We start from the raw sequence: 11,921 nt of genomic DNA, 5'->3' as shown, positions 1-11,921 counted from the left end.
GGCGGAGGCGCGCGCGGGGCGCGGTCAGACGCTGATGTGCATGACGCAGATGTCGTCGCGACGGGTGTCCGCGTCGACCAGGGAGTCGATCACGTCGTCGAGCAGACGGTCGCCCCCGCTGTGCTCGACCGCCGTACGGGCCAGGCGGGCCAGACCGTCGTCGAGCAGCTGCCCGGGCGCCTCGACCAGGCCGTCCGTGAAGAACAGCAGATGGTCTCCCGGCAGCAGCCGGATGGTGGACGAGTCATAGCGCGTGGCGGTCGTGGCGCCGAGGAGGACGCCGTGGGGCGACGGCAGGTAGCGGGCCTCGCCCTGGCGCAGGAGGAGCGGCGGCAGGTGGCCGGCCTGCACCCAGGTGAGGAGTTCCGTGGCCGGCTCGTACCGCGCCATGATCACCGTGGCGGTGTTGAAGGCGCGCTCCGCGCTGTGCCACAGGAGCGTGTTGAGCCGGGCGAGGATCGTGGGGAGCGGCATCCCGGTGATCGCCATGCCCTTGGCGGTGAAGCGCAGCTGGGCCATCGTGGCCACGGCGTCGAGCCCGTGGCCCGCGACGTCGCCGATGACGAGCAGCGCGCTGCCGTCGGGGAGCTCGATGGCGCTGTACCAGTCGCCGCCGACGTTGAGGCCCTCCTGGTGGGGCTGGTAGGCGACGTCGACGGTGAGGCCGGCCAGGCGCAGCGACTGCTGGGGAAGGGGCAGCAGGGCGTGCTGGAGCCGGGCGGCGAGGGCGCGCTCGGCCGCCAGTCTCCCCTGCTGTGCCAGAGCGGTCCGCTCGTGCCCGAGGAGTCTCTCCTCGGCCCGTGTCCTGGCGGTGAGGTCCTGGAAGAAGCCGTGGATCTCGACGGGCGAGCCGAGGGCGTCCGTCTCGGCCTCGGCGACGAGCCGGACGTGCCGGACCTCCCCGCGGTCCGTGGTGACGCGGAAGGTGTGGTCGACGGCGCGCCCGTCTCCGAGGAGGCGCCGGAGGTCGTCGCGCAGCGCGGGCAGGTCTGCGGCGACGACGTGCCGGGGCAGCTCCTCCAGCGCCATCGGGCCGAGGGACGGGTCCCGGTCGAAGATGTCGTAGACCTGTTCCGACCAGGTGAGGGTGGAGCGGACCAGGTCCCAGTTCGCCCAGCCCAGGTTCCCTAGGCGCTGCATCACCTCCAGGCGGCGCTGTTCGCGCTCCCCGCTGTCGAGGCGTACCCAGGAGACGATCAGACCTCCCTGGCAGGCGGCCGCGCGGACGGTGTACCGGGAACGGCGGGGGACGCCGGCGGGCAGCTCCTCGTACTCGAACGGTTCGCCGTCGTAGCGGACGCCGCCCTCCAGCGCGCCGAGGTACCCCTGCCACAGGGCCGTGCCCCGTACGGTCGGATACGTCTCGACGACGCTGACTCCCACCAGTTCCTTGCCTCTGCGGCCCCCGATGTCCACGGCGTCGGGCGAGGCCGCCTCGACCCGGAAGTCCTCCACCTCACCGTCCACCCCGTAGAGCGGTACGAGGAAGGTCACCGAGCCGGAAAGGCCGTCCAGCAGCTCCTGGACCACGGACGCCGTGGGGGCGGTGGGGGCGGTGGTGCGCGCTCCTTCGGCCGTCATGGAACGAGCATGCCACGGATGGAGGCGATGGCCCTGCGGGGTGGTTCCCGGCGCGCTCACCCGGTCGATCCGTGGGACGCCACGACGCGGAACGTACGGAGGGAGGCGTCGGCCGCGTCCGGGATGAGCATGCCGTGCCCGACGCCGCTGCGCAGGTAGTCGACGACCTCGTCGGTGATGACCTCGCCCGGCGCGATCGCGGGCACTCCCGGCGGGTAGGGGGTGATCAGCTCGGCCGCGACACGGCCCGCGGCGCGCTCCGCCGGTACGTGGTCCGCCTCGGCGAAGAACGCGTCGCGCGGCCGCATCGCCTGCTCCAGTTCCAGTGCCGAGGGGCGCGGCAGGTGGACGGGCCGCTGCCGCTCCATGGAGTCGGCGCCCTCGACGAGCGCCCGCAGCGCGGCGAGGAGGGTGGCCTCGGTCTCGTCGTCGTCGGCGTGGGTCAGGGAGGCGCTGATGCGGCAGGTGTCGGAGCTTCCGACGTCGACGTGCCGGTGTGTGCGCAGCCATTCGGCGGCCTGCATGCCGGTCACGCCCAGTTCCCGTACGTCGATCACGAGCTTCAGCGGGTCGAGGTCGGCGGCGAGCCCCGCCTGGACGACCTCGCGGTCCATCAGCCGCAGGCCGGGCAGCTCCTGGATCGCGGCGCGGACCCTCCCCGCGCGGCGCAGTGCCGTGTCGAGCAGTTCGTCGCCGTGTTCGGCCATCTGCCGGCGCCAGCCGTCGAGCGTGGCGTAGACGAGGGAGGAGGCGCTGGTGGTGCCCAGGAGGTCCTCGCGCTGCATGAGCACCTCGGGCGACACCCGGTCGTGCTGGAGGTGGAAGACCGAGCTCTGCTCGATCGCCCCGCCCATCTTGTGCACGCTCGTGACGACCAGGTCCGCCTCGTGGAACATGCCCCAGGGCGGCAGGCCCGGGTGGAAGGGCAGGTGGGCGCCCCATGCCTCGTCGACGATGAGCGGCACGTCGAAGTCGTGGCAGACGCGTGCCACTCCCTGGATGTCGGCGCAGGTCCCCCAGTCGGTGGGGGTGATGAGGAGCATTCCCTTGGCGTCGGGATGCTCCTTGAGGCGGCGGCGTACGTCGTCCGGCTCCGGCGGGTGCGCGAGGTGGCGCTCCGCGTCGAACTTCGGGTGGACCCAGACGGGCTCCACGCCGTTGATGACGACGGCCGAGATGACGGACTTGTGCGCGTTGCGCGAGAGCAGCAGCTTCTCTCCCGGGCCCGCCACGGAGAGCATGGCCGTCTTGATGGAGAGGGAGCTGCCGCAGGTCGAGAAGAAGGTCCGCTCGGCGCCGACCGCGTCGGCCATCAGCTCCTGGGCGTGGCTGAGGACCCCCTGGGACTCCCTGCGGTCGTCGAGCCCGTTGAGCAGGAGGACGTCCGAGCGGAACACGTCGAGCCCGACGACGTCCGCGACCCGGGGATCCGCCCCGCGCCCCTGCTTGTGACCGGGCGGCCCGTACACGACGTCGTTCCTTCGCCGGAACTCCTGCAGGGCCTCCAGTACCGGAGCGCGTGACTGGTCCATCGTTCCTCCCATGGCCGGACGGCGCGGGTTCGGGGCCGCCCTCGGGGAGGACGGCCACTCGGGTTCTCCACGCGTCTTGCCCGCGGCCGCCACCGGAAACGTGAAGCCCACTCCGACAGGGGTCACTCCGAACAGGCGTACGGGACCGCCGCCTCAGCCGGGCGTACGCGCCACCCCGGCCACGGGCACGGGCGTCGTCCGGGCGAGCGGCAGGTGGTAGAGGGCGAAGGCCCTGCGGATGACGGGCTGGGCGACGTTCCTGACGCGTACCCCGGCGGCCGTCATGCCGTGCTCGGTGCCCAGGTGGGCGTGGCCGTGCACCGCGAGGTCGGCGCCGGACTCGTCGATGGCCTCCGCGAGGAGGTAACTGCCCAGGAAGGGGTAGATCTCCACCGGTTCGCCGGCGAGGGTGTCGGGGACGGGCGCGAAGTGGGTGAGGGCGATCCGTGCGCCGCAGCCGTCGGCGTTCAGCTCGGTGAGGGCCCGCCGCAGGCCGTCGGCGCCCCGGCGGCTGGTGCGGACGAAGTCCTTCATCTCGCGTTCGCCGAACTCTCCGGCGCTGCGGCCCGCGAAGCCGCCGCAGAACCCCTTCGTGCCGGCGATGCCGACCTTGCCCCCAGCCACCGGCAGGACGACGCTCTCGCCCTCCAGGACGGTGACGCCGGCCTCGGTAAGGACCCGCGCGACCTCCGTCTCCTGCTCGGAGTGGTAGTCGTGGTTGCCGAGCACGGCGACGACGGGGACGCCCAGGTCGCGTACCTCCTCCGCGACGACCTCCGCCTCGGCGACGGTGCCGTGGCGGGTGAGGTCGCCGGCGAGGAGGAGGACGTCCGCGCTGTGGTGGAGGGTCTCGAAGGAGGGACGCAGCAGGCCCCGGCAGTCCGGGCCCAGGTGGATGTCGCCCACCGCGGCCACCCGGACGACGGCTCCGTCCTGCGCGGCGGGGGGGACCGCCGCGGGTGAGGCCACGACGGGGGCCGTCATGCCCAGGGGCGTCACATCGGGGGAGGTCGCGCCGGGGGTGGCCGCTCCAGGGGTCGTGGTACTGGGGGAAGTCGCGCCGGCGGAAGTCGCGCCAGGGGATGTCACAGCAGCTCCTCGGGTCGGTCGGGCGGGTCCGCGCAGGCGACCTGGAGGTCCGCGCGGACGGGGAGGTCGGCCAGCTCCGCCTCGGCGATCCGGAGGATCTCGTCACGGCGGTCGGCCGTCGGGACGGTTCCCGTCAGGAGGACGACCGCCCCGCGCACCTCGATCCGCACCCCGAGCTCGGCCACCTCCTCGCGCGCGAGCCGGTCCCTCAACCGGGCGATCCGGTACTCGCTCTCTCCGGTGCTCATGGCGTCCCTCCGTCCTGGTCCCGCCGGGCATCGATCACGTCTCGTCGTCTTCTGGTCGTCACGTCTCGTCGTCTTCTCGTCGTCACGTCTCGCCGATCAGTTCTTGACTTGCCGATCAGTTCTTGACTTGCCGATCACATCTCGAGGGGGCGGGTCGCCGGGCCCTGGAGCACCCGCCCGTCCGCCGCGAAGCGGGAGCCGTGGCAGGGGCATTCCCAGGTCTGCTCGGCCTCGTTGAATCCCAGCTCGCAACCCATGTGCGTGCAGCGCCGGCCGGTTCGCAGACCCCCCACGAAGTGGCGTGCCACGGTGGCCTGATGGCGTACGACCCCGGGAACCTCGCGGCCGGGCAGCCGACGGCGGGGGTCGACGAGTTCGGTCCAGGCCGGACGGGGCGCGCCGGTCAGATGCGCGGTGAGCAACGCGCCCGCGGCGACGCCGTTGCTGAGCCCCCAGCCGCCGAAGCCGGTGGCGATGAAGACGTGTTCGGTGTCGGGGTGTTCGTGGCCGATGCAGGGCAACCCGTCGGCGGTGTGGATGTCCTGGGCCGCCCACCGATGGACCGTCGGCGCCTCGGCGAAGCCCGGCAACTGCTCGCGCGCCCAGGTTTCGAGGCGCTCGTACCGCGCGCGTACGCCTCCGCTGCCCGGTTCGAAGCTCTCGCCCGCGACGATCAGCAGCCGTCTGCCGTCGCCCAGGGGGGCGGTGCGGACGGAGCGGGTGCCGTGTTCGGGCGTCAGGTACATCCCGTGCGGGTCGTGGCGTTCCTCGACGGCGGCGGCGACGACGAGTTCGCGGTGCAGCGAGAGCCGCATCAGGAGGGTGGTGTGGCAGCGGAGGGGGAAGTGGGTGGCGAGGACGACGTCACGGGCGTGGACGGTGTGGCCGCCCTCGACGGTGAGGCGGCACTCGGCGCCCTCGTGCAGGTCGGTGACGCGGGTGTTCTCGTGGACACGGCCGCCGTGCGCGACGAGGTCGGCCGCGAGGCCGAGCAGGAACCGGCGCGGGTGGAACTGGAGTTGGTCCTCCACCCGGACGGCCGCCGCGACGGGATAAGGGAGCCCCGTGTCGGTCACCGCGCTGGCCCGCAGGCCCGCCGCCGAGGCTGCCGCCGCCTCGGCCCTGACGTCCCCCGCACGTTCCTCGTCGAGGGTGTAGGTGTACGCGGGACGGTGCTCGATCTCCGCGTCGACGCCCAGCTCCTCGCAGAGGCGCACCACCTCGCGCAGGGCGTTCTCCTGGGCGTCGGCGTACAGGGCCGCCGCCTCGGCGCCCTGGCGGCGGCGCAGGCGTTCGTAACACATCCCGTGCAGGGAGGTCAGCTTGCCCGTGGTGTGGCCGGTCACCCCGGCCGCGATCCGGCCGGCTTCGAGGACCACCACGTCGCGCCCGGCGCGGGCCAGTGCGCGCGCGGTCGACAGTCCGGCGATCCCGGCGCCCACCACGACCACGTCGGCGCTGAGGTCGCGGTCCAGCGGTGGGTGGAGGCCGCCGGGCGGCGCCGACTCCATCCAGTACGAGTTCCGGTCTGCGCGCATGAGCGCTCCTCTCGGGGGCGGTCGGCCGGCCCGGCGGCTACGCGGAGCCGGCGGCGGGGCCGGTCGCGAGCGGGCCGGTGCCGAGGTGGGAGAGGAGGTCGGCCGCGTCGTCGTACACGGCGGCGGCGCCCGCCTCCGCCAGGTCCTCCCGTGGAAGGCCGCCGCACAGCAGCCCGACGCAGACCACGCCGGCGCGGCGGGCGGCCTTCATGTCCCACACGCTGTCACCGACGAAGACGGCCCCGTCCGCGCTCCCTCCCACCAGGGAGAGCGCGTGCTCGACGGGGTCCGGGGCCGGCTTGCCCTCTTCGACGTCGTCGGATGTGGCCGTGGCCGTGATCGCGTCGTCCGCGTCCAGGGCCCGGCGCAAAGCGTCGAGTTCCCGGTCCTTGGCCGAGGTCACGAGCACGACCTTCCAGCCGCTGCCCGCGAGGGTCCGCAGCAGGTCCGCGGCCCCGTCGAAGGCGACGAGCCGCTCGAAGTACGTCCCGTACAGGGCGTCGTGGGCGCCGCTGAGGCGCCCGTCCTGCGACCGATCCCTCCCGGGGCCGAGCAGGTGCGCCAGGAGATCCTCTCCCGGCAGGCCGATCGCCCGGTGGACGGCGTGCGTGGGGACGTGGTGTCCGCCCTGACGCAGGGCCTCCCACCAGGCGACGACATGCAGGGCGTTCGAGTCGACGAGGGTTCCGTCGACGTCGAAGAGCGCGACACGGTCCATGTCCGGGGCTCCCTTCGAGCGGCCGGGGCCGTCGTGGGGTCGGGGGTGGGCGTTCAGCTCGGCCGTCCGGCCAGGGCGGCCGTTCGGTCAGAGCGGCCGTCCGGCCAGGGCGGCCGTCCGGTCAGCGCGGCCGTCCGGTCAGCGCGGCCGTCCGGTCAGCGCGGCCGTCCGGTCAGCGCGGCCGTCCGGTCAGCGCGGCCGTCCGGCCAGGGCGGCCGTCCGGTCAGAGTCGGCCCATGCCGCCCATGCCCGGGTCCTCGGGGCCGGCGTCCCGTCGTACCGGTCCGGGGCCTTCGTCCATCAGGCCGCCCGTGGTGCCCTGGGCGGTGTCGGCGTCCGCCGGGCGGACCCGGCCGCGCCAGCCACCGGTCTCGTGGCCGTGCTCCTCGATGTAGCCCTTGAACCGCTTCAGGTCGCCCTTGACGCGCCGGTCGAGCACACCGACCGCCTCCCCGACCTTCTCCATCATGCCGTCGGCCTCGACGTCCATCGCGAGGCGCACGCGGGTGTGCTCGGCGTCGAGCGGCTGGAAGCTCACCACGCCCTTCTGCCGGGTGTCCCCCGCGACCGTCCGCCACGAGATCCGCTCGTCGGGCAGCTGGTCCACGATCTCCGTGTCGAACTCACGCCGCACGCCCGCAACCTTGGTCCGCCAGTGGCTGTGCCGGTCGTCGATCTGGCGGACGTCCTCGACGCCCTCCATGAACTTCGGGAACTCCTCGAACTGCGTCCACTGGTTGTACGCGGTCCGCAGCGGTACATCGACGTCGATCGTCTGCTCGACCTTGCTCATGGTGGTTCCTCCTCCGAGTCGTCACGGTCTGTTTCGCGATCAACCCGCGCGTACCCGACGAAGCGCACCTCATGCGTACGAGGCCGACGCGTCGGCCTCGGCGGGGGGACCTGGCATGGCGGAGCAGGTCAGGGGTATTCGCGGACGACACGATCGAAGGAGACCGGAGATGAAGATACTGACGACGGGTGCGGGGGAAGCGCTCGCGCCGGTGGACGGCCTCGCGCCGTCGGCGTACATCCCGCGGGTGTGGCGTCTCCCCGGGGTGTACGCGCCCCAGACGGACACCGGCCTGCTCGCGTCGCACGTCCGGCGCGAGGAGCTGCGGCCGGGCGCACGCTCGCTCGACCTGTGCACGGGCACCGGCGCCCTCGCCCTGGTCGCCGCCCGGCAGGGCGCCCGCGCCACCGCCGTCGACATCTCACGCTCCGCGATCACCACCGCGCGGTTCAACGCCCTGCTGCACCGCTGCCGGATCCGGGTCCTGCGCGGCGACCTGGACGCGGCGGTGCCCGGCGAACGCTTCGACCTGGTCACCGTGAACCCCCCGTACGTGCCCAGCGAGGACCCGGACGTACCCGCCCGGGGCGCGCGAAGGGCCTGGGACGCCGGAACCGACGGCCGGCTGCTCCTCGACCGGATCTGCGCGCGGGCACCGCGGCTCCTGACACCCTCCGGCGTCCTGCTGCTCGTCCAGTCGTCGCTGTCGGGCGTCGACGCCACTCTGGAGGGGCTCGGGCGGCGCGGTCTGGAGGCCCGTGTGGTGGACCGCCGCACGGAGTCCTTCGGGCCCGTGATGTCGTCCCGCTCGGACTGGCTGGCGGACCAGGGACTGATCCCGGCCGGCGCGCGCACGGAAGAGCTCGTGGTCATCCGCGCGAGGAGGCCGTGATGGGTCACGTGGAGGCTGTGAAGGGTACGGAGGCCGTGATGCGGGTGGAAGCCGCGATGGGTGTAAGGGCCATGGTGCAGGGTGAGGCCGTGGTTGCGGCGCGGCGGCCAGGGCAGTCGCGCGACGTCCGTGAAGTTCATGAGATCGGTGGTGTGTGATGTCTGCTTCCCCTGACGGGAACGCCCCCCGGCGGGACGAGCGGGACGCGTCCGAGCCCGCCGGTCCCCGCCCCGCGGCCCCCCGGGTCCAGCCCCTCACCGAGGGCCCGCTCCTGATGGAGGGGCCGGCGGACATCGTCATGCCGGACGGGTCGGTGGTCCACTGCGACCGCCCCATGATGGCCCTGTGCACCTGCCGCCGGAGCCTGCGGGCGCCGTTCTGCGACACCAGCCACCGCCCCCGCCTCAGGCGCGGCTCCCGCACCTCGACGACGCGCGCGCCCGGCGAACCGACCGAGGAGGCCGGTACCCCATGACTGCCGTCCCGCCGCTCGCGAGGGCGGCGCCCCCCGTGCCCGAGGCGCGCGGCGACGTGTCGTACGCCGTACGAAAACGGCTGCTCGGGGGCGGCGGCGGGCAGCTGCCGAGCGAGGCGCAGATCGCGCGCTGCTCCCCGTACGGAGAGGATCTGCAGCTCGCCCTCCACCTCTGTTACGAGCAGCACTACCAGGGCTTCGAAGGTGTCCCCGACACGCTCGAATGGGACGCCGGTCTGCTGGGGACGCGGGCCCTCCTGGAGCACCGTTTCGAGAGTGCGCTGCGGCACGACTGCCGCGACCGTCCGGACCTGGACGAGGCGCTGGCCGCCCTGCTCGTCGAACCGGCCGAGGGCACCGACGTCTCGCATTTCCTCATGTCCGAGGGGGAGCCGTGGCAGCTGCGCGAGCACGCGGTGCTGCGCTCCGTGACGCAGCTCCGGGAGACCGATCCGCAGCTCTGGGTCGTGCCCCGGCTGCGGGGACGCGCCAAGGCGGCGATGGTGGCGATCGCGTACGACGAGTACGGCTGCGGACGGGCGGAACGCATGCACGCCGGGCTCTACGCGGACCTCATGACGGCGCTGGGTCTCGACCCGTCGTACGGGCGGTTCGTGGACCTGGCCGGGGCCGAGACGCTCGCGGTCTCCAACCTGATGTCGCTGTTCGGCCTGCACCGGAGGCTGCGCGGGGCGCTCGTGGGGCACTTCGCCGTCCTGGAGATCACCTCGTCGCCCGCCGCCTCCCGGCTCGCCGCTGCTCTGCGCCGGTCCGGGGCGGGGCCTGCGGCGGAGCGGTACTACGACGAACACGTGGAGGCGGACGCCGTCCACGAGCAGGTGGTACGCAGGGAGGTCGTGAGCGGTCTCCTCGAGGACGAACCCGACCTCGCGCCCGAGGTCACCTTCGGCATCGCCGCGACCTGTCTCCTGGACGAACGGTTCACCAGCCGACTGGTGGACGCCTGGTCGCGGGGCGAGAGCGCGCTGCGGACCCCTTCCGAGGAGGCCGGCTGAGCATGGCGGTGGACGAGCTCGACACCAGGATCCTGCGGCTGCTCATCGAGCAGCCGCGGACCAGCGTGCGGGAGTACGCGCGGATCCTGGGGGTGGCGCGGGGCACCGTGCAGGCCAGGATCGACCGTCTGGAGCGGGACGGTGTGATCACCGCGACGGGTCCCGTCCTCTCCCCCGCCGCCCTGGGCCACCCGGTGCTCGCGTTCGTGCACATCGAGGTGACCCAGGGGCATCTGGACGAGGTCGGCGACGCGCTCGCGACCGTGCCGGAGATCGTGGAGGCCTTCTCCATCACCGGCGGCGGGGATCTGCTCACCCGGGTGGTGGCCCGGGACGCCGGACACCTGGAGGACGTCATCCAGCGTCTGATCCAGCTGCCGGGAGTGGTCCGCACCCGAACCGAGATCGCGCTGCGGGAGCGGGTGGCGCACCGGCTGCTGCCGCTGGTCGAGGCGGTGGGGCGGCGGACGGGCTCCGGCCCTCGCTGAGGCCCCCCAACCCTTTGGCGGTTCCTCCAAGCTGGTTGGCAGATGCGATGAGATGATCCCCGGTTCATTGCAGATGAGAGCTGATGCCGCCTAACGTGTCGCACATGCAGTCCTACACCATCGGACAGGCGGCGCGCCTGCTGGGCGTGAGCCCCGACACCGCACGCCGCTGGGCCGACGCCGGCCGGGTCGCGACCCATCGCGACGAGAACGGCCGGCGTCTCATCGACGGCCGCGACCTGGCCGCCTTCTCCGTCGAGGTCGCGCAGCACGGCCCGGGCGACGAGGACGTGCCGTACACCTCGGCGCGCAACGCGTTCCCCGGCATCGTCACGGCGGTGAAGCTCGGCGACATCGCCGCGCAGGTGGAGATCCAGGCGGGCCCGCACCGGCTCGTGTCGCTCCTCACCCGCGAGGCCGTGGAGGAGCTGGGCCTTGAGGTCGGCATGCAGGCCACCGCCCGCGTGAAGTCGACCAGCGTGCACATCGACCGGACCTGATCCCGCACGGTCCGGGTCCCCCCCTGCTCGGGTCGCCCACCTGTACGGGTCACCCACGGGGCCGGGCCACCCACCTGTCGGGCGGCAGCGCCGCCCCGCGCTCAAGGAGTCCCACCCTCATGCGCCACATCCGCACCCTCACCGGCCGCCGGGCCCTCGCCGTCGCCGCCACGGCCGGACTGCTGCTGCCGCTGGCCGCCTGCGGCAGCGACACCGGCACCGGCCCGCAGGACGGCACGTCGAAGCCCAGCACCGGATCCCCGGCCTCCGGCTCCGGGGCGCCCGCAGCCCAGCTGACGGTGCTCGCCGCCGCCTCCCTCACCGATGTGTTCGAGACCGCCGGAGCCGCGTACGAGAAGGCCCACCCCGGCACGAGCATCACCTTCTCCTTCGCCGGCTCGCAGGAACTCGTGGCCCAGGTCGCCCAGGGCTCCCGCGCCGACGCCCTGGTCACCGCCGACACCAAGAGCATGGACAAGGTGAAGGCCGACACCGGCGCCCCGACCGTCATCGCCAGGAACCGGCTCGTGATCGCCACCGCCGAGGGCAACCCGTTCAAGGTCGACGAGCTGAAGGACCTCGCGGACACCAAGCTCAAGGTCGTCCTCGCCGCCCCCGAGGTCCCGGCCGGCAAGTACAGCGCGAAGATCCTCGACGCCCAGAAGATCACGGTGAAGCCGGTCTCCCAGGAGCCGAACGTCCGCGCCGTCCTGAGCAAGGTCGAGCTGGGCGAGGCCGACGCCGGGCTCGTCTACCGGACCGACGCCGAGAGCGCCGAGGACAAGGTCGACGCCGTCGAGATCCCGGACGCGCAGAACGCCATCGCCGCCTACCCCGCCGCCACGATCAAGGACTCCGAGAACGCGGCGGCCGCGGCGGCCTTCGTCGCCTGGCTGTCCTCGCCCGAGGCGCAGAAGATCTTCCAGGACGCCGGCTTCCAGAAGCCGTAGTCCCGGAAGCGCGGGTGGGGCTGTCCGTCTCCGGGGGGACGGACAGGCGGCGGCCCGGGCCCGGGCCCGCCCGCCGCCCCCGGGGGGGGGCGGGGGGCGGG

13 protein-coding genes are annotated in these 11,921 nt (G+C 73.3%); 6 read left to right on the top strand and 7 right to left on the bottom strand.

The genetic code is table 11. From position 1 onward, the window contains the following. Positions 1-24 precede the first annotated feature (24 nt). From ABT034_RS07050 to ABT034_RS07020, 7 genes are all read right to left on the bottom strand, one after another. A complete protein-coding gene (locus ABT034_RS07050) occupies positions 25-1,581 on the bottom strand; it encodes a PP2C family protein-serine/threonine phosphatase (protein ID WP_351212119.1) in 1,557 nt (518 codons plus the stop codon). Positions 1,582-1,637: 56 nt separating this feature from the next. Further along, complete coding sequence (locus ABT034_RS07045; RefSeq protein ID WP_351212117.1) at positions 1,638-3,113, bottom strand: aminotransferase class I/II-fold pyridoxal phosphate-dependent enzyme; 1,476 nt, start codon at positions 3,111-3,113, stop codon at positions 1,638-1,640. A gap of 153 nt (positions 3,114-3,266) precedes the next feature. Continuing rightward, entirely contained in the window at positions 3,267-4,097 is an 831-nt protein-coding gene (locus tag ABT034_RS07040; RefSeq protein WP_351212115.1) for a metallophosphoesterase family protein, read from the bottom strand. 101 nt (positions 4,098-4,198) lie between these two features. Then, complete coding sequence (locus ABT034_RS07035; protein WP_351212113.1) at positions 4,199-4,450, bottom strand: BON domain-containing protein; 252 nt, start codon at positions 4,448-4,450, stop codon at positions 4,199-4,201. A gap of 134 nt (positions 4,451-4,584) precedes the next feature. Beyond that, positions 4,585-5,988 (bottom strand): FAD-dependent oxidoreductase, encoded by a 1,404-nt coding sequence (locus ABT034_RS07030; RefSeq protein WP_351212111.1) that lies wholly within the window; start codon positions 5,986-5,988, stop codon positions 4,585-4,587. Between the two features lie 37 nt (positions 5,989-6,025). After that, positions 6,026-6,706 carry an HAD family hydrolase gene (locus tag ABT034_RS07025; RefSeq protein ID WP_351212109.1) on the bottom strand — a complete coding sequence of 227 codons (681 nt, stop codon included), beginning with the start codon at positions 6,704-6,706 and terminating at the stop codon, positions 6,026-6,028. A gap of 223 nt (positions 6,707-6,929) precedes the next feature. Further along, the gene (locus tag ABT034_RS07020) at positions 6,930-7,499 is read right to left on the bottom strand and encodes an SRPBCC family protein (protein ID WP_351212107.1); all 570 of its coding nucleotides are present in this window, start codon (positions 7,497-7,499) and stop codon (positions 6,930-6,932) included. 169 nt (positions 7,500-7,668) lie between these two features. Here ABT034_RS07020 and ABT034_RS07015 point away from each other — a divergent pair, with 169 nt between their 5' ends. From ABT034_RS07015 to modA, 6 genes are all read left to right on the top strand, one after another. Then, on the top strand, positions 7,669-8,391 hold the full coding sequence (locus tag ABT034_RS07015) for a HemK2/MTQ2 family protein methyltransferase (protein WP_351212105.1): 723 nt from the start codon (positions 7,669-7,671) through the stop codon (positions 8,389-8,391). A 157-nt stretch (positions 8,392-8,548) separates the two neighbouring features. Further along, positions 8,549-8,866, top strand: coding sequence for a CDGSH iron-sulfur domain-containing protein (locus ABT034_RS07010; protein ID WP_351212103.1), 318 nt, complete (start codon positions 8,549-8,551; stop codon positions 8,864-8,866). Beyond that, positions 8,863-9,882, top strand: a complete 1,020-nt coding sequence (locus tag ABT034_RS07005; RefSeq protein WP_351212102.1) for an iron-containing redox enzyme family protein — start codon at positions 8,863-8,865, stop codon at positions 9,880-9,882. The genes ABT034_RS07010 and ABT034_RS07005 overlap by 4 nt, the downstream gene beginning before the upstream one ends. Before the next feature lie 2 nt (positions 9,883-9,884). Further along, positions 9,885-10,370, top strand: coding sequence for an Lrp/AsnC family transcriptional regulator (locus ABT034_RS07000; protein ID WP_351212100.1), 486 nt, complete (start codon positions 9,885-9,887; stop codon positions 10,368-10,370). Between the two features lie 104 nt (positions 10,371-10,474). Further along, complete coding sequence (locus ABT034_RS06995) at positions 10,475-10,870, top strand: TOBE domain-containing protein (RefSeq protein WP_351212098.1); 396 nt, start codon at positions 10,475-10,477, stop codon at positions 10,868-10,870. Positions 10,871-10,989: 119 nt separating this feature from the next. Beyond that, positions 10,990-11,820, top strand: coding sequence for a molybdate ABC transporter substrate-binding protein (gene modA, locus ABT034_RS06990; protein WP_351212096.1), 831 nt, complete (start codon positions 10,990-10,992; stop codon positions 11,818-11,820). Positions 11,821-11,921: the final 101 nt, after the last annotated feature.

The organism is Streptomyces sp. NPDC002773 (assembly GCF_040295605.1).
GTDB lineage: Bacteria > Actinomycetota > Actinomycetes > Streptomycetales > Streptomycetaceae > Streptomyces.
This window is presented reverse-complemented; position numbering and strand designations above follow the sequence as displayed.